A 24,334-nucleotide genomic window follows, 5' to 3' on the forward strand; every position below is an offset into this window, starting at 1 on the left:
TACACCATGGGGCCAGCACTGCACACCAGACACAGTGCAGTACAGTTTAAAGAAACTGTTATCGGTAAAAAGCAATACAGTTCTGGGTGGATGTCCAAACATCCAGCCGTCAGCGGCCCGCCGTGGCCTGGCTCAAGGCCCGGGCCAGCACCGCAAACACCCGCTCATCTGCGCACTGCGATACGTTGAAGCGCAGATAATCCCCCGCCGACTGCGACTGGCTAAACGAGTTGCCAGGGGCCAGCACCACGCCGTCCTTCAGGCAAGCGCGCGCCACTGCCGCTGCATCGGCGCCTTGCGGCAGACGGCACCACAGAAACATGCCGGCCTGCGGCACCAAGGCCGGCTCCACGCGCAGCTTGCGCAGCCGCTGTGCCACCTTCTCCATGTTCTCGGCCAGGCGCTGGCGCACCAAGTCCATGTGCTTGCGGTAGCCGCTGTCGGTCAGGGTTTTCAGGATGATGTCCTGCGCCAGCCGCCCGGCGCCAAAGGTGGTGGCCAGCTTCAGATCGACCAGGCCCTCGATCCATTCGGGCCGCGCCGCCAGGTAGCCGCAGCGCACCGATGCCGAAATGGTCTTGGAAAAGCTGCCGATCTGGATCACCCGGGCCAGCCCGTCAAACGCCGCCAGCCGGGGCGCATGCTGGTTCTCAAAGTCGGCAAAGATATCGTCTTCCACAATCACCAGGTCCGAGTGTTCCACCAGCTTGAGAAGCCGGTGTGCCACCAGCGGCGACAGCGCGGCACCCGTGGGGTTGTGGATGCCGGCATTGGTGATGTAGAGCCGGGGCTGGTGTTCCTGCAGGGCCTTGTCGAACAGCTGCACGTCAGGGCCCTGCGGCGTGTAGGGCACGCCCACTGCCTTCACCTGGTGCGCCTTGAGCAGCGCATGGAAGTTGAAATAGCAGGGGTCATCGACCAGCACCGTGTCGCCAGGCTTGAGCAGGAAGCGGCACACCAGGTCGATGGCCTGCGTGCCCGACTCGGTCAGCATCACCTGCTCGGGCGACACCTCAATGCCCGTGGCCGCCATGCGCCTGGCCAGCAGCTGGCGCAGCCCCGGGCTGCCCAGCGGCGTGGCATATTCGGTCAGCTCCGCCAGCGGCCCCCGAGCCTGCGCACGCAACGCCCGCCGAATGCCTTCTTCAAACATCCAGTCCGGCGGCAGCCAGCCGCAGCCCGGGCGCAAGGTGGTCTGCGCACTCTCCAGCGATTGGCGCGAGACCCAGAGCGGATCAACCACCCGGTCCAGCTTGGGACCCAGTTCCAGCAGCGCCAGCGGCGCCACCGGCCCATTGACATAAAAGCCAGCCCCCGGCCGCGCAACGACCAGGCCCTCGGCCGCCAGCCGCTCATAGGCCTCCACCACCGTCGATACCGACATGCCCAGCAGCCCCGCCTGCTGACGCACCGATGGCAGCCGCGTGCCCGGCAAGTAGCTGCGCGAGGCCATACCGGCACGCACATGTGCCATCACCTGCTGAATAAGGGTCCCGTTGCGCGCCATCGTCAGCCCCACTGTTCTGCTAAAAACTCCATAACGGTGGAGCTTAATTGTTATTGGGTGCCGATGCCAGCCGTGGGCTGTGCAATGCCCATTCGTACCCGCGCCATGCGCGCCTCTGGGCCCCAGCACAGCAGGCCTGTGCATAATTCCACGATGATCACTATCCGTCCCTCCCGCCCCGAAGATGGCCCACGCGCCGTCGAGATCTGGCGCCAGGCCGTAGACGCCACCCACCACTTTCTGCTGCCACAGGACCGCGCAGCCCTCGATGCGCTGGTCAGCAGCTTCCTGCCCCAGGCGCCACTCTGGCTGGCCGTTGATGCCCAGGACCAGCCACTCGCCTTCATGCTCATCGACAACGGACACATGGAAGCCTTGTTCGTTGACCCCGCCGCCCGAGGCCAAGGCCTGGGCGCTGCGCTGGTGCGCCATGGGCTGTCACTGCATGCGGAGATGAGCACCGATGTCAACGAGCAGAATGCGCAGGCGGTCGGCTTTTACGAAAAGATGGGCTTTCGGCGCACCGGGCGTTCGGCGGTGGATGGACAGGGGCGACCTTATCCGCTGATCCATTTGAAGTACGGCGGTGCTTGATAAGGCAGGCAGGCCCCAGCCCAGCGCGCATCGTTAGGGCACTTCGCTGGCTGCCGCCTGCGCCAACGCCGGATGCCCCGGCAGCACCTCCAGCAAATAGTCCACAAAGCTGCGCACCTTGGCCGGCACATACTGTCGGTCGCGGAAGCAGGCAAAAAAGTCCAGGGTCACATCTTCCAGCTGCAGCGGGCCCGGTGCTGCTTTGCGGCCCTTGCGCGTGGGCTGCAGCACCAGCGGCACCAGCCGCCCTTGCTGCACATGGCGCTGGGTGATAAAGCTGCCGGCCCAAACGATGCCGCCACCGGCAACTGCCAGCTCCACCAGCGCATCGATATCGGTGCCAATGGCGGCAATGCGCAGGCCAGGGTCGATCCGGCGGCCATCGCGCACAAAGGGCCAGCGCATAAAGCGCCCGTCCCGCTCGCGTCGGTACAGCAAACAGGCATGCTGCAGCAGATCCTCGGCCACCTGCGGGCGGCCATGCTGTTCCAGATACGCGGGCGAGGCGTACAGAAAGCGCGGCATGGCCGCGAGTGGCCGCACCGACATGCCGGGCTCCAGCACATCGCGGTAGCGGATGCTGACGTCCACATCCTCCTTGAGCACATCGACATCGCGGTCGGTCACCAGCAATTCCAGCTCCAGCTGCGGATGGCGCGCCTGAAAAGCCGGCAGCAAGGGCGCCAGCACATGGCGGCCAAAGGCGGCCATACAGGCCACGCGCAGCCGCCCTTGCACGACCCCATGCACCAGCGACACATCGGCCTGCGCCCGCGCCAGTTCATCCAGCACCGGTGCCACCCGGGCCAGGTAGCGCTCGCCCGCTTCAGTCAAGGCCATCGAGCGCGTGGTACGCGTGATCAGCCGCGTGCCCAGCTCGCGCTCCAGACGCGCAATGTTCTGGCTGGCCGCCGCCGGAGAGATACCCAGCTGGCGTGCAGCCGACGCGATGGAGCCCCCTTCCAGGGCTTTGACAAAGATGTCGATAGCGCGCAGATTCGTCATGAATGTGAATGTATCGCCAAACCCATTCGTAAATCTGGATTATGAGTTCTGCAAGCTGCCGCCCTCTACCGCAGCGGCTGCCGCATGCGTACAGTGACCAACACGGCAGCGGGCCATGGGGCCCGGCCACGATGGATTTGGAGCCAGCTATGCAGAATGTGATTGAGGCAGTGACGCCCAAGGGCGATGTGGTTTTTCGGGCAGCGGATGGGAGCTATATCGTCGCCCAGCAGATCGATGCCAAGCCCTTGAAGCAGGCGCAGATCCTGGAGGGTGCACTGGAGACCATCGGCATCGAGACTGCGACGGATGTGGCTACGGGGCTGCGCTACGAGTTCTTCATTGCCGGCTATGGGCTGTCGCGCGAAGGGGCGTTTGGCGCGCCGGAGTGAGGTGGCGCATTGAACACTAAATCCACCATTTCCGTCCTTAACTCCAAATTGTCGATTTAAGGATGAAAATCGTGGATTTAAAACCCGTTGCAATCCTCTTTTGCGGATGGAGTGGTGGCCATCGACGCCATTTACTTTCAGAGCCCAACGCCGTCTTGAAACCTGTCATTCGCCAACCTGCGGCGCCAACTGCGCCCGCAAAGTAGCCAAGATCTCCTCAGACAACGCCGGGTTGCCCGCCGCCGTAGCGCGGGCCAGCACCAGGGCACCCACCATGCTGCTGAGCGTCACGATGGTCTGGGCGCGCTTGCTGGCGTTATCGCCCGGCACGACTTCCATAAAGCGCTGGATGTTGCGCTCCACCCCTTGCGCAAAGACTTCGGACATCTCCGGGCCGGCGCGGGCCGCATCGGTGGCCAAGGCGGCGGCGGGGCAGCCTTCGCCCGGGTGGTCGCGGTGGTTGGCCGACAGGTAGCCATGCACCAAGGCGCGCAGCCGGGCGGCGGGCGCATCATCGGCAGCAGCGGCATCCAGCCCTTCGAGCGGCGTGATGGTCCAGTCAAAGGCGCGCAGGCAGGCCTCTCTGGCGAGGGCATCCTTGGACGCAAAGTGGCGGTAGAGCCCGCCGTGCGTCAGGCCTGCATCGCGCGTGATCTCGGCCACACCCACGCCCTCCAGGCCTTTTTCCCGGTAGAGGCGCGCAGCGGCATCCACGATGCCTTCGCGGTTTTCGGCGGCTTGTGCTTTGCTGACTTTCATGCGTTAGATGATACCCATCATCAAAACTCATTTATGATGACGACCATCATCAATAAGGATGGGCACCCGTTTTAGCACGATGGCGCCCATCCGCGAAAGCTGCCATATGGATCGTCGTGTCGTCATCACCGGGCTGGGCCTGGTGTCACCGCTGGGTTGCCATGTAGAGCTGGCCTGGCAGCGCTTGCTGGCGGGCCAATCTGGCGTGCGTGCGCTGGCCGCCGAGGTCGGTGAAGGCACTGGCGTCACGGTCGCAGGCCGCGTACCCAGCTTGCAAGAAGACCCGCAGGCCGGCTGGAGCGCCGAGGCCATCATCGCCGCCAAAGAGCTGCGCCGCATGGACCGCTTCATCGCCTTTGCGCTGGGCGCTGCAGACCAGGCACTGGCGCATGCGCAGTGGGGCCCAGCCAGCGCCGAGCAGCTGGAGCGTGCTGCCACCGTCATCGGCTCCGGCGTGGGCGGCTTCAGCACCATCACCGACGCGGTACGCACCACTGATGGCAAAGGGCCGCAGCGCCTCTCGCCTTTCACCGTGCCGGCCTTTCTGGCCAACCTGGCCGCCGGGCAGGTCTCCATCCGCCACCAGCTCAAGGGCCCGCTGGGCGCACCAGTCACCGCCTGTGCCGCCAGCATCCAGGCGATTGGCGATGCAGCACGCTTGATCCGCAACCATGAGGCGGACATGGCACTGTGCGGCGGCAGCGAGGCCACGATTGACCGCGTGGCACTGGGCAGCTTTGCCGCCGCCAAGGCCGTCGCCACCGGCGGCGAAGACCATCCCGGCCAGGTGTCCCGGCCTTTTGACATGGCGCGCGAAGGTTTTGTGATGGCCGAAGGCGCAGGCCTTCTGGTGCTGGAGGCCTTGGACCATGCGCTGGCGCGCGGCGCCACACCACTGGCTGAAGTGGTGGGCTATGGCACCTCGGCCGATGCCTACCATGTCACCTCCGGCCCTGAGGACGGATCCGGCGCCGCCCGCTCCATGCGCGCCGCCTTGCGCCAGGCGCAGCTGCAGCCGGGCGATATCCAGCACCTCAATGCGCATGCCACCTCCACCCCGGTCGGTGATCGCGGCGAGCTGGCCGCCATCCGCCAGGTGTTTGGTGCCGGCGCGGGCTCCTCCATCACCGCCACCAAATCGGCCCTGGGCCATATGCTGGGCGCCGCCGGCGGGGCGGCTGCCATCTTTACCGTCTTGGCGTTGCGCGACCAGATGGCGCCACCTGTGCTCAATCTGGACAACCCGGACCCTTTAGCCGACGGTCTGGATCTGATTCGCGACAGTGCGCGGGCGCATGCGATCGAGCATGCGATGCTCAATGGGTTTGGGTTTGGGGGGGTGAATGCTTCGTTGGTGTTGAAGCGATATGGGGTTTGAGGTGATGTGAGACAGGTGCCACCTGATACCTGAGAGATTCAGTCTCAAGAACCATTGCAAGCATCTGCGCAAATTTGCTCACTCTAGAGCGCGCTGCCAGGCATATTGGATGCCCCTCAGCCCTCAGGGTGGCGTCAGTCCTGGACGCACCGCATCCCGAAGAAAGCGCTCGGGATCTTGTATATATGCTGCAGCGCGGGAACACCTGAATGCCGATTCAATGGCCGAAGGACTGGCTTCCACCAACCTCCAAAGTTCAACGGAGAAAAGTTTTGCCTCCAGTAACTTGCAGAGATCGCAAATCCTATTGACGAACTCGGAGTCTCGGGACCTCGCATCAATACGAGCACTGATCCCCCCTTCCGACGCCTCATCAAGAACCACGTCGACTCTATTTCCTGCTGTGCTTCCGTAAACAAACCAGTCGTCCATCATTTCATCCGGCTCACCGAGGCGATCCAATAACCAAACCTGTGCAACAGACGCTTCGTGACTTGAAAATGTTGACGCATCAAAGCATTCTTGCGCCCTGACCGGCAAGTGGCCATCGCGAGGTATGAATAGGAGGTCGAATTGCCAAACTGCCATCGGTAGCGCGATCCTTTCTGCCAATACGGTGCAGCACTTATGAAAACCGTTCAATGAGCCGGTCACATGCCAAGCGCACAAGTCTCACATGCTCCTCGTGCAGCGCCAATGCCTCGCTGTCGCACTTCTCAAGCCAAGCTTGGGAGCAATGCTTACGAACTTCTGGCGAAGGATGGTGATCCGTTTCGCTCGCTATCGCAACGAAAAGCATAAAGTCAGGATCGTTTTCAAGGCGTGAATCACTGAACCTCAGCGCAGCCAACAGACGAATCCCCTCGATGAATGGGGTCCTGCGATGGGCAAGGTCGCGGGCAGTGTTAACCACTGCGTTCTTGGTCTCCAATCGGAGCGTCTCATCAACGCCATGCATACCAACTCCTCTCGAACCATAGTTTCAACAGCCGGTGCCAATCCGAATTTGCCCATTGTGCTGTACTGCCTTTGCCATGTTCGACATCTGTTGAAGCCATCGAGCTACCGAGCTGCTAGTGATGCCCATTTAATGAACTGGACAGCTTACACACCAGCATGGGATGCACGGCCAGCCTGAGCGATTTCGTTACTGCGCATGACGCGCAACCCTGCACACCGCGTTGCGCAAATGCCTCGCCCAACAAATGGGCCTTCGCATGGAAACCCAGGTGGCCTATACTCGGCCACCTCATCCTTCTTGGTGCTGCTGCCAGAAGGTGCGTAGACCCTCCGTCACACGGAGGGTGTTTGTTTGCGTACCTGTTTTCAGCATCATGTCGAACTTTCCCCGACTCCAAAAAGCCCTGTCTCGCCAGGGCATCCATGTCTCGTTCCGAGACGGTATCTACAACATCCACAACGCGCATGCAGCGGCATCGATCCTGCTGCCCGCCACTTTGCCCCTGGAGCAAAAGGCAGTGACCCAGCTGCTTGAGTTTGCCTCCGTGGCCGATCCGCAGGGCCAAGGCGCTGTCTGCAAGGCCTGTGCAACGCCCGACTTCCACCCGGGCAGCATTGCGCCGGTTGGCGCCGTGGTCGCCACATCGCGGGACTTTGTCATACCCGCCGCGATAGGCACCGACATCAACTGTGGCATCCGGATCATGCGCACGGGACTCAACCTGGCCCAGGCCGAGGCACACAAGACCAACATCATTGCCAAGCTCAAGCGAGCCATTCTGGAGAATGGCCGCGATGTGCCGGTGCGCAGTGCCGGCTTCAAGGCGCTGTTTGACGATGGCCCGGCCAGCTTTCTGGAGCAACTGCCCGAGCTGGGCCTGTGGCGCGCCGCCGATCGCGATCAACTTCAGCGCGAGCTGGCAGCCTGCGTGGGGCTCGACAGCTTCCAGGGCGATGCATGCTATGGGCCTGAGGCCTTGATGCAAAGCCGCGAAATCGTGCGTCCGCCCTCTGCAGCGGAGCTGGGCGGAGGCAACCATTTTCTGGAGTTCAATGTTGTCGACGAGATCTTCGACCGGCATGCCGCTTACGAAGCAGGCCTTAAAAAAGGCGATATCACCGTGATGATCCATACCGGCTCGCGCGATGTCGGCTTCTATGTGGGCCGCCGCTGGATGGACCTGGCCAAGCAAGCGTGGCCCCAAGGCCTCAAACACCCCAGCCATGGGCTCTATGGCTTGAGCGGCCATCTGGCTGCCGAGTACATGAAGGCCATGGGCGTGGCCGCCCGCTACGCCTGGTTCAACCGCATGGCCGTGGGCGAAATCGTGCGCCAGCAATTGGCCGACATTGCAGCGCCAGATGCATCGGCGGTGATTGTGGATGTGCCACACAACGTGGTTCTGCAAGAAGGCGAATTCAATGTGCACCGCAAAGGCTCCACGCCCGCGCATGACGGCCAGTGGGCCTTGATCCCCGGATCGATGGGCGACCACTCCTACCTGGTAAAAGGCCTGGGCCACGAAGACTGGCTGCTCTCCTGCAGCCATGGCGCTGGTCGCCAGGTGCGCCGCCAGGATACCCGCCGCATGAAGCAGCCCCTGGTCGACACGGTCTGGCAATGCATCACCTTGCGTGAGGAGCGGCTCATCGAGGAAGCACCCAGCGCCTACAAACCAGTGGGGCCCGTTTTGCAGGCCCAGGAGCAGGCAGGTTTGATCCGCGCCAGCGTTCGCTTGAAGCCTTGGCTGACGTTCAAGGCTTGATGGCGACAGAAAGCCGTTGGTCTTGATGGCCAGCGGCTTTCACCGGCGGCAAGCCCATGCGCTAACCTGCACGCTCAATTAAATGTCTCAACCCAGATTCAAGGCTCTCAGGCAATCTTCAACGCCCGGGTCGCCACAAACGTCGGCATCACATTCTCGACCACAAAGCGCGGATGGGGCTGCCAGTCCTCATGGAAGCCAGTAAGCACCAAGCCCGCATGCAGCTGGCCGCCAATCTGGTCTGCCAGCGTATGGCCAAACACCAGGGCTTCACCGCGTTCGCGTTTGGCGGCCAGCTCATCTGCAGACAAGTGCGCGAGATCGGAATAAGGCAGCCGGCGGTTGGGGCGCACGAGACCTTGGGCCGTCAAGGCCGGGTCGCGGTCGGCCACAAAGACCACCGGGTTCCAAAAGCTCGATAGCAGCTCGCCTTGCGGCGCCAGCACGCGCGCGCATTCGCGCCAGACCGGGCGCACATCGGGGATATAGAGGTTGGAGATGGGGTGGAAGATGACGTCAAAGCTCGCGTCATCAAAGACGGAGAGGTCACGCATATCGCCCTGCACACAGCGCAGGTCCAGGCCCTCTCTGGCGGCGACCTTGCGGTCCTGGTCCAGCTGCCCTTCGGAGAAATCGAACACCGTCACATCCGCGCCCGCTGCCGCCAGGATGGGGGCTTGCTGCCCGCCTCCCGCTGCCAGGCACAGAATGCGCCGACCGCGCACCTGCTCCAACCATCCGGTGGGCAATGGCCCGGGCGTGAGGCGTGCGGCGCTCCAGTCGCCCGCGCGGGCGGTTGCAATCTCTTCAGCGCTGACTGGAGCCGACCAGGCGCAGCCTTGCGCGGCTTGGCGGTTCCAGGCGGCTTGGTTGTGGGTGAGTAGGTCGATGGGATCTGTCATGGCGTCCTTGTGGTGCCCGGCTTCCGTCACCGGTCCGGGTATACGGGCAGCTGGTATAGATGCGGTTTGGAGTCGATCAGTGCCTCTGTCATCTCAAGCAGCCCGCAACCGGGCCTTCTGCTTAAATGTCATAGGCATAGCTGCACCGCAACTCAGCCCCTTTCAGCGCGGCCTTAAAGGGCTCCGGAGCCTCTTGGATGGTGGCCACAAAGCTGGCTTTGAGTTTGCCGCCACCCATGCTGCCCTTGTACTTGATGCTCTTGGGCTGGGCCTGGAGCTGCAGCCTGTTGGCACCAGCTAGGGCCACATCCAACTTGAAGATGCCACGGCGAAAATCCGTGCGCTCAGTGGCCTCCGCCTGCGGCGACGCCAAGCCCAGGGTTTGCGCACCGTAGGAAAGTTGCAGATCAACATCCACGATGGAGGCTGGAATAGCGCCCACCAGGCTTATCGTCTGGCCGGCATGGCTGCCACTGCAATTCAGTTGTGCGGTATTGGCACCGGCGATGGCCTGGCCGGTGAGAGCGAATGGCAACGCCAGGGCGCAGAGCGGCAAGAATTTTTTCATCGGTTCTCCATCTGGCGCAGGCCAGGGGTTGCGCAGCATTGGCTGAATGGGTTTGGCAGCATTGATAGGGCCATCTGGGCCTGGTTCATGCAGTTGTCCTCCACCTGGTCATAGATCATAGATATTCGTCGGCATTTTCATGGATGCAACCGGCGGCCAGCAAGCCCAAAACGGCACCATGCGCGCTGTTGGATTCGTTTGCTGGTAGCCTTCCGAGCTAGGCAGAATCTCTGCCAGCCCCACCACGGCCATCGAGCCATTTCTAAAAAAGTGAACCTTCTATGACCAGCCCGCTGTACACCGCCTCCATTCCCGTCATGCAGCAGATGTTGCGAGCCCTGTCAGAGGTGCTCAAGAAGGCCGAAGACCATGCGACGCAACGCAACATCGATCCCAACGCCCTGCTGCAGGCACGGCTGTTTCCCGACATGTTTCCGCTCGTCCGCCAGGTGCAGATCGCCTCGGACTTCTCCAAGGGCATCGCCTCCCGCCTGGCTGGTGCCGAAGTGCCATCCTGGCCCGACACGGAGACCAGCTTCGCCGACCTGCAAGCCCTGATCGCCAAGGCGCTGGCCCATCTCGAATCCTTCCCAGCCGCGCAATTTGACCTCAGCGAAAGCCGCGACATCGTATTGCGCGCGGGCACGCCCAAGGAAAAGAAGCTGACCGCCACTGCGTATCTCCTGCACTATGGGCTGCCACAGTTCTTCTTCCATGTGACCACTGCCTATGCGATCCTGCGCCACAACGGTGTGGAGGTTGGCAAGCGCGACTATATGGGTGCGTATTAACACAAGGGGATCCACCTGCTCATGGCGGTCAGCGCCTCCATGACTGCCCATTCTCCACTTGGCGATTCCAGCCAAGTGGTTTATGGACAGGTATGTGGCCGTCAGCGTTGCCAGTTCATGCAGGTCGCTCGTGCATCAGCATTGCATAAATTTCTGCGACGCGGGCCACGGATATGCCTTGCCGTTGCTCGACAGCGAGTGGGTGGTCGGTGGGCTCAAGCTCTATAAATGGCCGAATCCCCTGGTCGCGCAGATGCAGTTTGGTCTTGAGGTTCATCGTTTCAGGATAGGGCATTAGCTCCGCATTGAGCCACCCGAAGAACGGCCCGATATGCGAGCGCTTGTCACTGAACTCGAATTCCAGCCATTTTTTGTAGCTCTCCTCACTGAGCGACACCCAGACACCCCAGGAAAACGGCTCGATCTCGCCATCGACAGGGATCTCAATGCACCCACGAACAAAAAAGTACTTGCCATTCACCGTGCAGGTATCCGAAGAAAGCGTGCAGCGTGTAGAACGTTCACTGCTCGGAACATCGTAATAGCTCAGTGGGGCCTCTGCGCCGAAAGCAGGCATACCTTGGTGCATCTCACCGCATGACGCGCACATGAACTCAAAGGCCATCGTCTGTCTCCATATATCACTAACCCAGGATTAAAAAATCAGTTCAGAAGATACCTGCCTCTCCTTTTTCGAACGCTTGCCTCCACTGCTGGTAGCCGGTCAGTTCGGAGGCAGAAACGGGACTATGAGAAACCCGTTTTTGTCCCTCAGCAGCCCCAGGTGCGCGATTAGGCACATGGCCCATCTTCAGCGTCCACTTCCCCAGCTTTGCAGCCGCGCTCGCTTCTTCGAAGGAGATGAACTCAGCCTCACCATATGCAGCACCAATGACCAACAGATGGTCATCTTCGGTAGCAACAAAAGGCTGGCCTTGGATGTTGATCGCCGATCCCTTCTTGAAATCAAACCGATCGACCTTGAGAATCTTGTTAACAGCGAACTTTCCATCGGCTCGCTTGCTGACGAGAAGATCACCCTCTTGAAAAGGAAAGCTCTTGTATTCAGGGGGAAAGAAGTTGCCTGCCATGGCTGCAATGGGTAAAAGAAGATAGATGAGAAAAAGTAAGTGACGCATAGGTGTTCTTGAGCTTAACCGGCGTTTAAGCCTAGGCTGCGGGAGGCCGCTGCAGCGGGATCAAAAGCTTGCAAACGCCTCTGCGTGCCTATGCCTTGCCCCCACCCCGCAGCAACCGCAGCCCATTGAACACCACCAGCAAGCTCGCCCCCATATCGGCAAACACCGCCATCCACATCGAGGCATTGCCAAACACCGCCAGCGCGAAGAACACCACTTTGATGCCCAGCGCGAAGATGATGTTCTGCCACAGGATGGCGTAGGTGCGTTGGGACAGTTGCACGGTTTCCGGCACGCGGCGCAGGTCGTCGTTCATGATGAGGATGTCGGCGGCTTCCTTGGCGATGTCGGTGCCGGCGCCGCCCATCGAGAAGCCGATCGAGGCGGCGGCCAGGCTGGGGGAATCGTTGACGCCATCGCCCACCATGCCGGCCGGCTGCTGGGCCACCAGGCCGTTGATGACCTGGAGCTTGTCCTCGGGCAGCAGATTGGCCTTGACCTCGTCGATGCCCACCTGCGCGGCAATGGCGCGGGCGGTGGCTTCGTTGTCGCCGGTCAGCATCACCGTGCGGATGCCCAGGGCCTTCAGCTCGGCAATGGCCTGCTTGCTCGATTCCTTGGTGGTGTCGGCCACCGCGAACAGCCCCAGCACGCCTTGCGCGCTGGCCAGCACCGAGACGGTCTGCCCCTGCTCTTCCATCGCCAGCATCAGCGCCTCCACCTCGGCAGAGCACTGGCCGCGCTCGTGGATCCAGCGGTGGTTGCCCAGCACATAGCTCTGCCCGGCGATATCGCCCTTGACGCCCCGGCCCAGCTCGGCGGCAAAGTTATCTACCTCCAGCGCCTCGCCATCGATACCGGCGGCGACCGCCTTGGAGACGGGATGGTCCGAGCGCGCGGCCAGGCTCTTGGCAATGCGCTCTATCTGCCGGGCATCGGTGCTGGTCGACAGCATGCGGGTCTGCACCAGCCGAGGGGTGCCGGCGGTGATGGTGCCGGTCTTGTCCAGCGCCACGACGCGCAGCTTGCGCGCCTCTTCCAGATAGGCGCCGCCCTTGACCAGAATGCCTCGGCGGGCCGCTGCCGACAGGCCGCTGACAACGGTCACCGGCGTGGAGATCACCAGCGCGCAAGGGCAGGCGATGACCAGCAGCACCAGGGCCTTGTAGATCGCCGTCAGCCACGGCCAGCCCAGCATCAGCGGGGGCAGCACCGCGACGGCGACCGCCAGCACAAAGACGGTGGGGGTGTAGATGCGGGCAAAGCTGTCCACAAAACGCTGGGTGGGCGCACGCTGGCCCTGGGCCTGCTCCACCGCATGGATGATGCGGGCCAGCACCGTGTCGGCCGAGCGTTTGCTGACCTCGAACTCCAGCGAGCCGCTTTGGTTGATGGTGCCGGCAAACACCGGGTCGCCCGGCGCCTTGTCCACCGGAATGCTCTCGCCGGTGACGGAGGACTGGTCCACCGCGCTTTGGCCGCTGGTCACCACGCCATCGAGCGCAAAACGCTCACCGGGCTTGACCCGCGCCAAGGTCCCGACGGCCACCGTCTTGGCGTCCTGGATCTGCCAGCTGCCATCGGCCTGCCGGGCCTCGATCTGCGGCGGCGACAGCGCCAGCAGCTGGGCAATCGCATTGCGCGCGCGGTCCACCGAGCGCGCCTCGATCAACTCGGCCAGCGAGTACAGCGCCATCACCATGGCCGCCTCGGGCCACTGGCCGATCACAAAGGCGCCGATCACCGCCACGCTCATCAGTGCATTGATGCCCAGCTGGCCGCGCAGCAACGCCGACAGGCCTTTTTTGAACACGCCCAGGCCCGACAGCGCAATCGCCAGCGCGGCGACGGCCATGCCGACCATGCGCCAGACCGAGCTCTCGGGGGTCAGCAGGTGCAGCAGCTCGGCGGTGGCCGCCACCACCAAGGCCGCAATCAGGCGGTAGAGCTCCACACGCTGCGCCTTCTGCACATCGGCAGCGGCGGGGGGCGCCGACAGCGTCTCGGTGCTAAAGCCTGCGGACTGGATCTTCTCCGTCACTGCGGCCCATTGCTGCGGGTCGGCCTCGACCCGCAACGTGCGGGCAGGCAGGTCAAACTGCAGCAGCTTGACGCCCGCCGCGCCTTCGAGGATCTGGCGAATCTGCCCCTCTTCGACCGGGCAGTCCATCGCGGGAATGCGCAGCAGCAAGGCACCGTCATCGGCCTTCAACGCCGAGCTGGCCGGGGCGGCAGCGCCCAGATCAGGGGTGCAGCAATCGGTATGCGCATGCGCTGCAGCCGTTGCTGCAGGGGCATGGGAATGCGAATGCGCATGGTCGTGACCATGGCTGTGATCGTGATCGTGATCGTGATCGTTGTCTTCGTCATGGCTGTGGCCATGCCCGTTGGCGGCCACTGCGGCGGCCTGGTGGTCTTTGCCAGCGCAGCAGGATGCTGCAGCATGGCCATCGGAATGGCGTTGCGCGGTGTCGGAATGGGCAGTGACGGGGTTGGAATTCGTTTGGGTCATAGAGCGTGTTCCCTGTTGCTTCGATTAAAAACCCTGTAGTAACTACAATGTCAAGCCTAAATCGCTAGACTCCGTATGGACATGAGGGCAATGACATGAAAATCGGTGAACTGGCCACGGCCTCGGCAACGCCCGTGGAAACCATCCGCTACTACGAACGCGAAGGCCTGCTGCCGCAGCCCACGCGCACCGCCAGCAACTACCGCGTCTACGAAGAGCAACACCTGGAGCGCCTGCAGTTCATCCGCAACTGCCGGGGCCTGCAGATGTCGCTGGACGAAGTGCGCGAACTGCTGCGCTACAAAGATGAACCCGCCCAGGACTGCGCCGAAACCGTCGACAAGCTGCTTGAAGCCCATATCGGTCACGTCGCCCTGCGCATCCAGGAGCTGCGCGGGCTGGAGGCCCAGCTGATCGCGCTGCGTGACCGCTGCCGGGGCACCCAGGACGTGGAGCACTGCGGCATCCTCGCCGGCCTGGCCGAGACGCCAGCGGCGCCGGCGGTCAAACAGCATCTGCATGTGCGCTAGGCACGGGTTCGCTGTTTAGGCCCGTGGGCGCAAAAAAAGGTGGCGCACTGCGCCACCTTCCAGAGCCACGCGGTGTTCAGCCACGGAACATTTGCAGGCGGGCCTTTCTCTCGGCCGGCGTCTCGCTGCTGTACTCGTCCATCACCTGCTGGCGCGTCTTGCCAGGACCGGAAGCAACAGGTGCAGGCGGGTAGTTGCTGCTGCGCAAGGCGTTGGGTCCGCGCTTTTGCAGCGCCTCTACCGTCTCCGCCTGCACCTGCGCGCGGCTCTTGCCCGGCTGCGCATGCTCGGGGTAGAGCTCGTAGCTCTTTTCCGTCGGTGCCGAGTGCAAGGTCGCGCTGGCCGATGCGCTGTTCAGCATGCCCAGCGACAGGGCTGCGAAAGCCAGGGACAACAGGGTGGAGGTAGGTGCTTTTTGCATGGTTGCATTGCCTTTCATGAGGGTGGAAATACGCTCGCTGCGGCTGCATGCGAGATGGCTCCATTGTTGAAAAAACACGCTGACCAAAGCCCCACAGCCAGATGACATTGCTGCAATGCGCGGACTGCGTAAACGGCAGACAAAACAAAGCCATGGCCATGGCTGTGAAATTAGTGCGCTGAGCGGCTCAGGCCGGGTGCGCAGCGGGCTTGTGAACGCCTTCCTTATCGTCCAACTCGTCCTCCGACGGATCGCGCCGGTGTACCAGGCGGTACAGCAAGGGCAGCACCAGCAAGGTCAGCACGGTTGACGACAGGATGCCGCCAATCACGACGGTGGCCAGCGGCCGCTGCACCTCAGCACCCGTGCCGGTTGCAATGGCCATCGGCACAAAGCCCAGCGATGCGACCAGGGCCGTCATCAGCACCGGCCGCAGGCGCGACAGCGCCCCGGTGTGCACGGCATCGGGAACGGCCAGCCCACCCTCGCGCAGCGCGCGGATCGACGAGATCATCACCAAACCGTTCAACACGGCCACGCCGGACAACGCAATAAAGCCAATCGCCGCCGAGATGGACAGCGGAATACCGCGCATCCACAGCGCCAGAATGCCGCCGGTCAGCGCAAACGGAATGCCGGTAAAGACGATCAGGCCATCGCGCACGTTGTTGAACATCGCAAACAGCAACGTGAACACCAGCAGCAGCGCGACGGGCACGACAATCTGCAGCCGCTGCTGGGCGGACTGCAGGTTCTCGAAGGTGCCGCCCCAGCGCGTCCAGTAGCCGCTGGGCAGGGCCATCGCGCCCAGGCCCTGCTGCGCTTGTTCAACAAAGGAGCCGATATCGCGGCCGCGCACATTGGCGCTCACGACAATGCGGCGCTTGCCATCCTCCCGGCTGACCTGGTTAGGACCGGGCGACAGCGCAAAGCTGGCCACCGCCGACAAGGGCACAAAACCCAGCCGGCTGCCCTCCTGCTGCGGCAGCGCAATGGGCAGGCGCTCCAGCGCGGCGAGGTCGCTGCGCAGCGCCTCGGGCAGGCGCACCTGGATGTCAAAGCGCCGGTCACCTTCAAACACCGTGCCAGCCTCCTGGCCGCCCACCGCCGTGGCAATGGTCTGCTGCACATCGCCCATGTTCAGGCCATAGCGCGATGCCTTCTCGCGGTCCACCTGCACCGTCAGCATCGGCAGGCCGGTGGTCTGCTCCACCTTCACCTCGGAGGCGCCGGGCACCTTCTGCAGCATTGCGGCAATCGATTGGGCAGTGCGCTCCAGCACCTGCATGTCATCGCCAAACACCTTCACCGCCACATCGCTGCGCACGCCCGATATCAGCTCGTTGAAGCGCAGCTGGATCGGTTGCGAGAACTCGTAGTTGCTTCCCGGTATCGCTTCGACCACCTCTTGCATCTGGGCGAGCAGGTCCTCGCGGCTGCGCTGCGGATCAGGCCACTGCGCACGCGGCTTGAGCATGATGTAGCCATCCGAGATATTGGGCGGCATCGGGTCCGAGGCGATCTCGGCCGTGCCGGTGCGGGCAAACACACGCTCGATCTCGGGCACCTGGTCCTTGAGCGCGCGCTCGATCTGCATCTGCATCTCCAGCGATTGCGTCAGGCTCGTGCCCGGCACCCGCAGCGCCTGGATCGCAAAGTCGCCCTCGTTCAGATTCGGTGCAAACTCGCTGCCCAGGCGCGATGCCAGCAGCAGGCTCAGGGCCACCGAGACGACGGCTGCCGTCAGCACCACCACCGGCATGCGCATCACCCGCGCCAGCAAGGGCTCGTAGGCCTTGCGCGCCCAGGCCATCAGGCGGTTTTCCTTCTCTCCCACCTTCGCCCCGATGAACAGCGCAATCGCCGCCGGGATGAAGGTGATGGACAGCAGCATCGCGCCCGCCAGCGCCAGCACCACGGTCAGCGCCATCGGGTGGAACATCTTGCCCTCCACCCCCGTCAGCGCAAAGATCGGCAGGTAGACCACCATGATGATCAGTTGCCCGAACAGCAGCGGCCGGCGCGCTTCCTTGGCAGCGGCAAACACCTCATGGAAGCGCTCGCTGCGCGACAGCGGGCTGCCCTTGCGCTCCTGCGCATGCGCCAGGCGCCGCACGCAGTTCTCCACAATCACCACCGCCCCGTCGATGATGATGCCGAAATCCAGCGCGCCCAGGCTCATCAGGTTGGCGCTGATGCCGAACTTCACCATGCCGGAGAAGGTGAACAGCATCGACAGCGGAATGATGAGCGCCGTGATCAGCGCAGCGCGGATATTGCCCAGGAACAGAAACAGCACCACCACCACCAGCGCCGCGCCCTCGACCAGGTTTTTCTTCACCGTGGCAATGGCTTTTTCCACCAAGGTGGTGCGGTCGTAGACGGTCACGATCTTCACCCCCTCGGGCAGGGTCTTGCGGATCGATTCCATGCGCGCATCCACCGCCTTGGAGACGATGCGGCTGTTCTCCCCGATCAGCATGAACACAGTGCCCAGCACCACCTCGCGGCCGTTGTCGGTGGCGGCGCCCGTGCGCAGCTCGCGGCCCAGGCTCACCTCAGCCAGGTCGCGCACGCGCACCGGCTGGCCCTGGGTGCTGCCCACGATCACCTCCTGGATATCGGCAATGCCCTGGACCTGGCCAGGCGCTCGGATCAGGTACTGCTCGCCTTCGCGCTCGATATAGCCGGCGCCCACATTGGTGTTGTTGCTCTGTAGTGCCGCCACCAGCTTGTCCATCGAGATGCCATAGGACGCGAGCTTGTCCGGCCGGGGTGCCACCAGGTACTCCTTGGCAAAGCCGCCGATCGAGTTGATCTCGGTCACACCGGGCACATTGCGCAGCTGCGGTTTGATGACCCAGTCCTGGATCTCGCGCAGGTCCATCGGCGTGTAGAGGCTGCCATCGGCCTTCCTGGCGCCCTCCTCGGCCTCCACCGTCCACAGGTAGATTTCGCCCAGGCCGGTGGAGATGGGGCCGATGCTCGGTGCAATCCCGGGCGGCAATTTCTCACGCGCCTCCTGAATGCGCTCATTGACCAGCTGGCGCGCAAAGTAGATGTCGGTGCCATCCTTGAAGATCACCGTGACCTGCGACAGCCCATAGCGCGACAGCGAACGCGTCTGCTCCAGGTGCGGCAGGCCGGCCATCACGGTCTCGATGGGGTAGGTGATGCGTTGCTCGGTCTCCAGCGGCGAATAGCCCGGCGCCTGGGTGTTGATCTGCACCTGCACATTGGTGATGTCAGGCACCGCATCGATGGACAGGCGCTGGTAGCTGAAAACGCCCAGTGCAGCCATGGCGAAAACCGCCAGGATGACCAGCCAGCGCTGCTCGATGGAAAAACGGATGATGCGCTCAAACATGCGGACTCCCGATCAATGCGCGTGCTCGGCGGATGCCTTGCCCAGCTCGGCCCGCAGCAGGAAGGAGCCCTCCTTGACATAGCGCTGCCCCGCCTTCAGGCCCGATGTCACCTCGGTGGTCTTGCCGTCCGTCGCGCCCAGCTGCACCACCTGCGCCTGGTAGCCGCCCTCGGCCGGCACAAACACCACGCTCTCCTTGCCGTCCGGCCGCTGGATGGCCTTGGCGTCCACCGCCACGGCGACCGGCGACTCGCCCGCCAGCACCTGCACCTCGACAAACAGGCCCGGCCGCCACACCCCCTGCGGGTTGGCCAGCGCCACGCGCGCCGGCGCCGTGCGGGTTTGCGCGCCGATCAACGCACCCACATAGGCAATCCGGCCTTCGGCCTGGGAGTCAAAGGCCGTGGCGCGCACGACCACCGGCGCGCCCATGCGCACATCGGGCAGCTGCGGCGCGGCCACGCTGATCTCCGCCCAGACCGAGCGCAGGTCCGAGACGGTGAACGAGGCCGTGCTGTCGGTCACCGATTCGCCCACGGTCAGGTGCTTCTCGACGACCATGCCGGCCAGCGGCGCGCGCAGCTCATAGCGGCTCGATCCGCCCGTGCCCGCGCCAATCGCGGACAGCTTTTGCGCGGCATTGGCCACCGCAATCTCGGCCTCCTGCAGCGCTTGCTGGGCCGCCTCGTAATCCTGCTCGGCAGAGATGCGCTCCTGCCACAGCTGCTTTTCGCGCTCGTGGTTGCGCTTGGCAAAGGCCAGGCGCCGCTGCGCCGTTTGCAGTTCGCTGCGCTGGTCAGACACCGCCGGGCTCTGGATCACCGCCAGCAGCTGCCCCTTGGCCACCTGCTCGCCCAGCTGGGCATGGACGGATGCCACCACCCCCGCCACCCTGGGCACCACATGGGCCGTGCGGTCTTCGTCAAAGCGGATCTCACCGGGCAGCAGCACCTGCTTCCTGATCAACGCCGGCCCTGCCTGGTCCACCACCACACCGGCCGCCTTGGCCTGCGTGGCACTCAGCTTGACCAGGCCCTCGCCCGCTTCTTCGCCTTCGGCATGGCTGCCGGCCGCAGCGCCATGCGCATCCTTGCTGCCGGCCTCGGCTTTCTCATCGTGGTGTTCTCCATCGCCATGCTGGTCAGCCTCCTGGTGCGCATCGGCTTGGGCACCTGCTTTGGCACCCGTCTTGGCAGCGGCCTCGCCATGGTGCTCGCCATCTTTGTGGGATGGCGCATCGGCATGGCCTGATGCCGGTGCTGCGGCTGCGCTGCCGGAGCCCCGCAACAAATAGGCGCCACCGGCCACACCAACGGCCGCAATCAGCGCCGCTGCAATCCACTGTTTGGACGAGGTCAGCGAGCTATCGAATCTGGTTTTCTCGGACATGGGTTCAGACTCCTGGAGCGGCCGCCAGCGCTGGCGTGCCAAAGATGCGTTCAATCTCCGCACGGGCGCGGTGCGATGCCATCAGCTGGTCCAGCAACTGGCGCCGGCTGTCAAACAGGCTGCGCTGGGCGTCCAGCACGTCCAGAAAGCTGAATTTGCCCAGCGAAAAACCGCGCACGGCCAGCTCATAGGCCGACTGCGCGGTGGGAATCACCTGGCTTTGCAGCAGCGCCACCTGCTGGTTGCTGCTGATCCACTGCTGGCGGGCGGCAAACACCTGGGCCTGCAGTTGCAGGCGCTGGTCCTGCAGCTGCTGCTCGGCCTGGTCCACCTTGCGCAGGGCCTGCAGCTGGTTGCCGGCATTGCGGTCAAACAGCGGCAACGGGATGCTGACGCCGACAAACACCTGGTTGCGCCCGACATCGCGGGCGCGCTTGACGCCCAGGCTCACCGTCGGGTCCTGCACGCGCTTGCTGCGCTCTACCGCCGATGCGGCCTGGCTTTGCGCCAGCGCGCGCTGGGCCAGCACCATCGCGGGTGCCTCGTCCAGCCGTTGGTCCAGCTGCTCGGCGGTCGGCGCCGCCGTGGTGGTCAAAAAATCGCCGCTGGCCAGGCCCAGCTCGGCGCCGCGCCCGCCCCAGAGCGCGGCCAGGTTGTGCTGCGCCACGCGCGTCAAGGCATGGGCCTGCTCCAGCTCCATCGCGGCATTGGCCTGCGCCACCTGGGCACGGCTGGCTTCCAGCGGTGGCACCTTGCCCGCCTGCACCCGCTTGTTGGCGGCGTCCAGCGCCTGCGTTGCCAGCGCATGGGTCTGGCTCGCAAAATCCACCCGCTGCTGGGCCAGCAGCAGTTCGTTGAAGTTGATGAGCAGCTGGTAGCGCAAGGCCGCCCGTGCGGCCGTTACACCCGCCTCTGCCGCCGCCTTCTCGCTGTCTGCCAGCTGCATGCGTGCCTCGCGCTTGCCACCCAGCTCGATCCGCTGGTTGATCTGCACGGTATTGGTTCGGGTCTCGGGCCGGGTGTCTTCGATGTTGACCGCCAGCTCCGGGTTGGGTCGCGCCTGGCTTTGCATCACCAGACCGTCGGCGGCAGCGGCGCCATGGCGGGCCGCCTGCAAGCCCGGGTTGGCGGCCAGCGCCTTGTCCCAGGCGGCAGCCAGCGTGATCGCCGGGGTGGTCTGCGCCGCCACGCCTGCCTGGCTTTGTGCATCGGCCTGGGCATGGGCGGGCGGCAGCCAGCCGCTGGCCAGCGCTGCGCTCAGCAGCCATGCGGGCCATGCCGGGCGGGGGGGAGGGGTGCCGGCCCGGGTGGGGGCTGGCTGCGGGGTGGTCATAGCGGCTTCTCCTGTGGTGGCGGGCCGCGCACAGCCAGGCGCTGGCAGCGCCCGGCGCAAGGGAGCGGCAGACACCGCAGGCCCCCGGTGCAGGCGGTATCCGTATGCGATGCCAGCGACTGTAGAAAGCGGCGACGAACACCAGGCCGACAGGAAGATGACAAATTTGTAATCCGCGCCCGCGTGCGCCATCAGGGACAATGGCGGCCATGAGACTGCTGCTGATTGAAGACGAAGCCAAGCTCGGCGAGTACCTTCGCAAAGGTCTGGCCGAGGAGAGCTACACCGTCGATGTCGCCACCAACGGCATCGATGGCCTGCATCTGGCGATGGAGCTGAACTACGACCTGATCGTGCTCGATGGCATGCTCCCCGGCATCGATGGCTTTGCGGTGCTGGCGGCGCTGCGCCAGTCCAAATCCACCCCGGTGCTGATGCTGACGGCCCGCAGCGATGTGCAGGACCGGGTACGCGGCTTGCAAAGCGGGGCCGATGACTACCTGATCAAGCCCTTTGCGTTTTCCGAGCTGGTGGCCCGCATCCAGGTGCTGCTGCGCCGCGCGCAGGCCCACCCCGCGTCGCCTGAGCCCACCGTGCTGCGCCAGGCCGATCTGGAGCTGGACCTGATCCGCCGCAAGGCCGTGCGCGCCGGCGTGCGGCTCGATCTGACGGCCAAGGAATTCAACCTGCTGGCCATGCTGCTGCGCCGCCAGGGCGAGGTGCTCTCGCGCACCGAGCTGGCCTCGCAGGTCTGGGACATGAACTTTGACAGCGAGACCAATGTGGTCGAAGTCGCGGTGCGGCGCCTGCGCATGAAGGTCGACCAGCCGTTTGCCTCGCCGCTGATCCACACGGTGCGCGGCATGGGCTATGTGCTGGAGAGCCGGGCCCCGCCATGAGCCCAGCGCCCGCCATACCGCACCTGGGGCGCCGGCTCTCGCGCTGGATGGCCTTGCTGTCCATGCTGGGCCTGGGCGCTGTCAGCCTGGTCGTGTTTCTGGTGTTCGACAACACGTTGACGGCCCGCCAAAAGGAGATGCTCGACCAAAAACAGCAATCGCTGATGCATGTGCTGCGCGATGACAGCACGGCCCACCGCGACAAGGCGCTGGACCACCTGCTCACCGATTTTCTTGCCGGTCACGGCGACTACGCGATACGCGTCGTGGACAACCAAGGCCATGTGCTGTTTGACAGCATCCCGGCAGACTGGAGCAGCCACCACACGCTGCGCCGCAATTTTGCGGTCACCATCACCGCACCCCAGTACCACCCGGCGCGCGCGGCCACCGCCACCTTGGTGATGGACCTGCGCCCTGACCAAGCCTTGCTGCATGGCCTGGGCGGGACCTTGTTTGCCGCGATGGTCGCAGGCTCGTTGCTGCTGGCGCTGTTTGGCGGCCTGCTGGTGCAGCGCAGCCTGCAGCCCATCGAGTCGCTGGTCTCGCAGATCAGCCTGCTGTCGGCGCGCGATTTCGAGCGCCGGCTGGACGGCAGCAGTCTGCCCCAGGAGTTGCAGCCCATCGTCACGCAGTTCAATGCCTTGCTGGATCGCCTGGCCGACGCCTACCGCCAGCTCGAAGCCTTCAACGCCGATGTGGCCCATGAGCTCAACACCCCGCTGGCCACATTGATCTCCAGCACCGAGGTGGTCTTGCGCAAACCGCGCTCGGTCGACGAGTTGCGGGAGGTCCTGGCATCGCACCTGGAGGACCTGGGCCGCATGGCCGCGATGGTGGGCGACATGCTGTTTCTGTCGCGCGCCGACCAGGGCGTCGGCGCGCGCGAGACCGGTGTTGTCAGTCTGGCCGCCGTGGCCCAGGATGTGGTCGAGTTCTACGAGGCGGTTGCGCTGGATGCCGACCTGCAGCTGGCGGTGAGCGGCGATGCCCAGGCCCAGGTCGATGCGCCGCTGGTGCGCCGCGCGCTGTCCAACCTGCTGAGCAATGCCACCCGCTATGCGCTGGCGGGCTCGGCCATCCGCATCGACATACGCACGCGCTGGCAGCATGAGCATGCCCATGCGGTCATCACCGTCTCCAACACCGGGCCCGACATCGCACCCGAACACCTGCGCCACCTGTTTGACCGCTTCTACCGCGCCGATGCCTCGCGCCACAACCCGGAGCGCAACCACGGCCTGGGCCTGGCCATTGTCAAAGCCATCGCAACGATGCATGGCGGCTCGGTCTTTGCGCAGTCGCAGGGCGGGGAAACGACATTTGGGCTGATCCTGCCGGTGGCAGCGCTGCATTGACGGCGGCGGGCGCTACCAGCGCCGCGCTGTTGTGTGTCCCACCCCTAACACCAGTAAGGCAAGCGCTGCGCCCATCAGCACCAGTTTGACGGTGTAGGGTGGCCGCCTGCTGGGCGGGTCCCCGTCAGCTGGCGCTGCTCTGGCGCTTGAGCCGGGCAAGACGCCACGCAAGCCCTGGTCGCTGGTACCTGTAAAACCGGTGGCGCGGTGGCTCCACGGGGTGGTTGGAACGATGCCGGTGGGAAGCACCGCCACATCCGGGAGCCCGGATACAGGTCCATATGCAACGCGCCCCTGCATCCAGCGCATACCAGCAGGGATGGGAGACCTGCTTAAACGCAGCGCCGGGCGTATTTTGCAATCAACCACGGCCAGCACCACCGAGGATGAAACTGCTGATCTCCCGCGCCCTTGCTCCAAACACGGCAGTGCATAGGGCAAAGAATGCGCTGCGGACCCATCCGGCACCCGCTGCGCAGCTGCCGGCTGCATGCCTGTGAACAGAAAAATGGCCGCGGCCGGCAGTTTGGCAAAAAACAGTGGGCTTTTCATGGCTTTCTCCTTGAGAAGGTCTGCCTATTCCCTGACCTTATGCTGACGTGCGTATGCCACCTCAAGATCTAGGGACGGATATTTGATAACCACGTTTGGAACCATTCACTGGCATGCGCATGGCCGGTAAATGTTTCGAGACAGAAAAACAAGGACAAATTTGTCACTATGCGCGGACCGACACATCTGACTCGGTACCAAATCGCCGATAA

The 24,334-nt window shown here is 64.0% G+C and carries 21 protein-coding genes; 8 read left to right on the top strand and 13 right to left on the bottom strand.

Annotated elements, in window-relative coordinates; all coding sequences use genetic code 11:
• Nucleotides 1-109: 109 nt before the first annotated feature.
• Nucleotides 110-1,507, bottom strand: coding sequence for a PLP-dependent aminotransferase family protein (locus ACHWUQ_RS13030; RefSeq protein WP_394681395.1), 1,398 nt, complete (start codon nucleotides 1,505-1,507; stop codon nucleotides 110-112).
• A 153-nt stretch (nucleotides 1,508-1,660) separates the two neighbouring features.
• Here ACHWUQ_RS13030 and ACHWUQ_RS13035 point away from each other — a divergent pair, with 153 nt between their 5' ends.
• Nucleotides 1,661-2,101, top strand: a complete 441-nt coding sequence (locus tag ACHWUQ_RS13035) for an acetyltransferase (protein ID WP_394681396.1) — start codon at nucleotides 1,661-1,663, stop codon at nucleotides 2,099-2,101.
• A 33-nt stretch (nucleotides 2,102-2,134) separates the two neighbouring features.
• Here the strand turns inward: ACHWUQ_RS13035 and ACHWUQ_RS13040 are convergent, their stop codons facing one another.
• A complete protein-coding gene (locus ACHWUQ_RS13040) occupies nucleotides 2,135-3,106 on the bottom strand; it encodes a LysR family transcriptional regulator (protein ID WP_394681397.1) in 972 nt (323 codons plus the stop codon).
• A gap of 149 nt (nucleotides 3,107-3,255) precedes the next feature.
• On the opposite strand from ACHWUQ_RS13040, the gene ACHWUQ_RS13045 reads away from it, so the two are divergent.
• Nucleotides 3,256-3,498 (top strand): hypothetical protein, encoded by a 243-nt coding sequence (locus tag ACHWUQ_RS13045; protein ID WP_133855114.1) that lies wholly within the window; start codon nucleotides 3,256-3,258, stop codon nucleotides 3,496-3,498.
• A 165-nt stretch (nucleotides 3,499-3,663) separates the two neighbouring features.
• Here ACHWUQ_RS13045 and ACHWUQ_RS13050 read toward each other — a convergent pair whose 3' ends face one another.
• Nucleotides 3,664-4,257, bottom strand: coding sequence for a TetR/AcrR family transcriptional regulator (locus ACHWUQ_RS13050; protein ID WP_394681398.1), 594 nt, complete (start codon nucleotides 4,255-4,257; stop codon nucleotides 3,664-3,666).
• Nucleotides 4,258-4,363: 106 nt separating this feature from the next.
• Between ACHWUQ_RS13050 and ACHWUQ_RS13055 the strand changes: the two genes are divergently transcribed.
• On the top strand, nucleotides 4,364-5,635 hold the full coding sequence (locus ACHWUQ_RS13055; protein ID WP_394681399.1) for a beta-ketoacyl-[acyl-carrier-protein] synthase II: 1,272 nt from the start codon (nucleotides 4,364-4,366) through the stop codon (nucleotides 5,633-5,635).
• Between the two features lie 625 nt (nucleotides 5,636-6,260).
• Here the strand turns inward: ACHWUQ_RS13055 and ACHWUQ_RS13060 are convergent.
• On the bottom strand, nucleotides 6,261-6,593 hold the full coding sequence (locus ACHWUQ_RS13060) for a hypothetical protein (RefSeq protein ID WP_369459609.1): 333 nt from the start codon (nucleotides 6,591-6,593) through the stop codon (nucleotides 6,261-6,263).
• Nucleotides 6,594-6,969: 376 nt separating this feature from the next.
• Between ACHWUQ_RS13060 and ACHWUQ_RS13065 the strand changes: the two genes are divergently transcribed.
• Nucleotides 6,970-8,361 carry an RtcB family protein gene (locus ACHWUQ_RS13065; RefSeq protein WP_394681400.1) on the top strand — a complete coding sequence of 464 codons (1,392 nt, stop codon included), beginning with the start codon at nucleotides 6,970-6,972 and terminating at the stop codon, nucleotides 8,359-8,361.
• Nucleotides 8,362-8,468: 107 nt separating this feature from the next.
• Here the strand turns inward: ACHWUQ_RS13065 and ACHWUQ_RS13070 are convergent, their stop codons facing one another.
• Together ACHWUQ_RS13070 and ACHWUQ_RS13075 are read right to left on the bottom strand one after the other, a co-directional pair.
• Nucleotides 8,469-9,263 (bottom strand): class I SAM-dependent methyltransferase, encoded by a 795-nt coding sequence (locus tag ACHWUQ_RS13070; RefSeq protein ID WP_394681401.1) that lies wholly within the window; start codon nucleotides 9,261-9,263, stop codon nucleotides 8,469-8,471.
• Between the two features lie 121 nt (nucleotides 9,264-9,384).
• Nucleotides 9,385-9,870 (bottom strand): hypothetical protein, encoded by a 486-nt coding sequence (locus tag ACHWUQ_RS13075; protein ID WP_394681402.1) that lies wholly within the window; start codon nucleotides 9,868-9,870, stop codon nucleotides 9,385-9,387.
• Between the two features lie 242 nt (nucleotides 9,871-10,112).
• On the opposite strand from ACHWUQ_RS13075, the gene ACHWUQ_RS13080 reads away from it, so the two are divergent.
• Nucleotides 10,113-10,622 (top strand): DUF1993 family protein, encoded by a 510-nt coding sequence (locus ACHWUQ_RS13080; RefSeq protein ID WP_394681403.1) that lies wholly within the window; start codon nucleotides 10,113-10,115, stop codon nucleotides 10,620-10,622.
• Between the two features lie 115 nt (nucleotides 10,623-10,737).
• Here the strand turns inward: ACHWUQ_RS13080 and ACHWUQ_RS13085 are convergent, their stop codons facing one another.
• The 3 genes from ACHWUQ_RS13085 to ACHWUQ_RS13095 all read right to left on the bottom strand — a co-directional run bounded on the left by ACHWUQ_RS13085 (nucleotide 10,738) and on the right by ACHWUQ_RS13095 (nucleotide 14,273).
• Nucleotides 10,738-11,247 carry a DUF2199 domain-containing protein gene (locus ACHWUQ_RS13085; RefSeq protein ID WP_394681404.1) on the bottom strand — a complete coding sequence of 170 codons (510 nt, stop codon included), beginning with the start codon at nucleotides 11,245-11,247 and terminating at the stop codon, nucleotides 10,738-10,740.
• Between the two features lie 43 nt (nucleotides 11,248-11,290).
• Entirely contained in the window at nucleotides 11,291-11,761 is a 471-nt protein-coding gene (locus ACHWUQ_RS13090) for a hypothetical protein (protein ID WP_394681405.1), read from the bottom strand.
• 88 nt (nucleotides 11,762-11,849) lie between these two features.
• Nucleotides 11,850-14,273 (bottom strand): heavy metal translocating P-type ATPase, encoded by a 2,424-nt coding sequence (locus ACHWUQ_RS13095; protein ID WP_394681406.1) that lies wholly within the window; start codon nucleotides 14,271-14,273, stop codon nucleotides 11,850-11,852.
• Between the two features lie 95 nt (nucleotides 14,274-14,368).
• On the opposite strand from ACHWUQ_RS13095, the gene cadR reads away from it, so the two are divergent.
• Nucleotides 14,369-14,803 carry a Cd(II)/Pb(II)-responsive transcriptional regulator gene (gene cadR / locus ACHWUQ_RS13100; protein WP_021024867.1) on the top strand — a complete coding sequence of 145 codons (435 nt, stop codon included), beginning with the start codon at nucleotides 14,369-14,371 and terminating at the stop codon, nucleotides 14,801-14,803.
• A gap of 76 nt (nucleotides 14,804-14,879) precedes the next feature.
• Here cadR and ACHWUQ_RS13105 read toward each other — a convergent pair whose 3' ends face one another.
• From ACHWUQ_RS13105 to ACHWUQ_RS13120, 4 genes are all read right to left on the bottom strand, one after another.
• Nucleotides 14,880-15,224 (bottom strand): DUF4148 domain-containing protein, encoded by a 345-nt coding sequence (locus tag ACHWUQ_RS13105; protein ID WP_394681407.1) that lies wholly within the window; start codon nucleotides 15,222-15,224, stop codon nucleotides 14,880-14,882.
• A gap of 187 nt (nucleotides 15,225-15,411) precedes the next feature.
• Nucleotides 15,412-18,591 carry a CusA/CzcA family heavy metal efflux RND transporter gene (locus tag ACHWUQ_RS13110; RefSeq protein WP_394681408.1) on the bottom strand — a complete coding sequence of 1,060 codons (3,180 nt, stop codon included), beginning with the start codon at nucleotides 18,589-18,591 and terminating at the stop codon, nucleotides 15,412-15,414.
• Between the two features lie 12 nt (nucleotides 18,592-18,603).
• Complete coding sequence (locus ACHWUQ_RS13115) at nucleotides 18,604-19,980, bottom strand: efflux RND transporter periplasmic adaptor subunit (RefSeq protein WP_394681409.1); 1,377 nt, start codon at nucleotides 19,978-19,980, stop codon at nucleotides 18,604-18,606.
• Nucleotides 19,981-19,984: 4 nt separating this feature from the next.
• Nucleotides 19,985-21,313, bottom strand: a complete 1,329-nt coding sequence (locus ACHWUQ_RS13120; RefSeq protein WP_394681410.1) for a TolC family protein — start codon at nucleotides 21,311-21,313, stop codon at nucleotides 19,985-19,987.
• A gap of 209 nt (nucleotides 21,314-21,522) precedes the next feature.
• On the opposite strand from ACHWUQ_RS13120, the gene ACHWUQ_RS13125 reads away from it, so the two are divergent.
• Nucleotides 21,523-22,212, top strand: coding sequence for a heavy metal response regulator transcription factor (locus ACHWUQ_RS13125; RefSeq protein ID WP_239809659.1), 690 nt, complete (start codon nucleotides 21,523-21,525; stop codon nucleotides 22,210-22,212).
• Nucleotides 22,209-23,570, top strand: a complete 1,362-nt coding sequence (locus ACHWUQ_RS13130; RefSeq protein WP_394681411.1) for a heavy metal sensor histidine kinase — start codon at nucleotides 22,209-22,211, stop codon at nucleotides 23,568-23,570. The genes ACHWUQ_RS13125 and ACHWUQ_RS13130 overlap by 4 nt, the downstream gene beginning before the upstream one ends.
• The last annotated feature ends 764 nt before the right edge of the window (nucleotides 23,571-24,334 follow it).

The organism is uncultured Comamonas sp., from assembly GCF_964277875.1.
Classification (GTDB): Bacteria; Pseudomonadota; Gammaproteobacteria; order Burkholderiales; family Burkholderiaceae_C; genus Comamonas; species Comamonas sediminis.

Coding starts and splice junctions, on each gene's coding strand:
- ACHWUQ_RS13030 (WP_394681395.1), bottom strand. CDS start 1,507: ATGGCGCGCAACGGGACCCTTATTCAGCAGGTGATGGCACATGTGCGT.
- ACHWUQ_RS13035 (WP_394681396.1), top strand. CDS start 1,661: ATGATCACTATCCGTCCCTCCCGCCCCGAAGATGGCCCACGCGCCGTC.
- ACHWUQ_RS13040 (WP_394681397.1), bottom strand. CDS start 3,106: ATGACGAATCTGCGCGCTATCGACATCTTTGTCAAAGCCCTGGAAGGG.
- ACHWUQ_RS13045 (WP_133855114.1), top strand. CDS start 3,256: ATGCAGAATGTGATTGAGGCAGTGACGCCCAAGGGCGATGTGGTTTTT.
- ACHWUQ_RS13050 (WP_394681398.1), bottom strand. CDS start 4,257: ATGAAAGTCAGCAAAGCACAAGCCGCCGAAAACCGCGAAGGCATCGTG.
- ACHWUQ_RS13055 (WP_394681399.1), top strand. CDS start 4,364: ATGGATCGTCGTGTCGTCATCACCGGGCTGGGCCTGGTGTCACCGCTG.
- ACHWUQ_RS13060 (WP_369459609.1), bottom strand. CDS start 6,593: ATGCATGGCGTTGATGAGACGCTCCGATTGGAGACCAAGAACGCAGTG.
- ACHWUQ_RS13065 (WP_394681400.1), top strand. CDS start 6,970: ATGTCGAACTTTCCCCGACTCCAAAAAGCCCTGTCTCGCCAGGGCATC.
- ACHWUQ_RS13070 (WP_394681401.1), bottom strand. CDS start 9,263: ATGACAGATCCCATCGACCTACTCACCCACAACCAAGCCGCCTGGAAC.
- ACHWUQ_RS13075 (WP_394681402.1), bottom strand. CDS start 9,870: ATGCTGCGCAACCCCTGGCCTGCGCCAGATGGAGAACCGATGAAAAAA.
- ACHWUQ_RS13080 (WP_394681403.1), top strand. CDS start 10,113: ATGACCAGCCCGCTGTACACCGCCTCCATTCCCGTCATGCAGCAGATG.
- ACHWUQ_RS13085 (WP_394681404.1), bottom strand. CDS start 11,247: ATGGCCTTTGAGTTCATGTGCGCGTCATGCGGTGAGATGCACCAAGGT.
- ACHWUQ_RS13090 (WP_394681405.1), bottom strand. CDS start 11,761: ATGCGTCACTTACTTTTTCTCATCTATCTTCTTTTACCCATTGCAGCC.
- ACHWUQ_RS13095 (WP_394681406.1), bottom strand. CDS start 14,273: ATGACCCAAACGAATTCCAACCCCGTCACTGCCCATTCCGACACCGCG.
- cadR (WP_021024867.1), top strand. CDS start 14,369: ATGAAAATCGGTGAACTGGCCACGGCCTCGGCAACGCCCGTGGAAACC.
- ACHWUQ_RS13105 (WP_394681407.1), bottom strand. CDS start 15,224: ATGCAAAAAGCACCTACCTCCACCCTGTTGTCCCTGGCTTTCGCAGCC.
- ACHWUQ_RS13110 (WP_394681408.1), bottom strand. CDS start 18,591: ATGTTTGAGCGCATCATCCGTTTTTCCATCGAGCAGCGCTGGCTGGTC.
- ACHWUQ_RS13115 (WP_394681409.1), bottom strand. CDS start 19,980: ATGTCCGAGAAAACCAGATTCGATAGCTCGCTGACCTCGTCCAAACAG.
- ACHWUQ_RS13120 (WP_394681410.1), bottom strand. CDS start 21,313: ATGACCACCCCGCAGCCAGCCCCCACCCGGGCCGGCACCCCTCCCCCC.
- ACHWUQ_RS13125 (WP_239809659.1), top strand. CDS start 21,523: ATGAGACTGCTGCTGATTGAAGACGAAGCCAAGCTCGGCGAGTACCTT.
- ACHWUQ_RS13130 (WP_394681411.1), top strand. CDS start 22,209: ATGAGCCCAGCGCCCGCCATACCGCACCTGGGGCGCCGGCTCTCGCGC.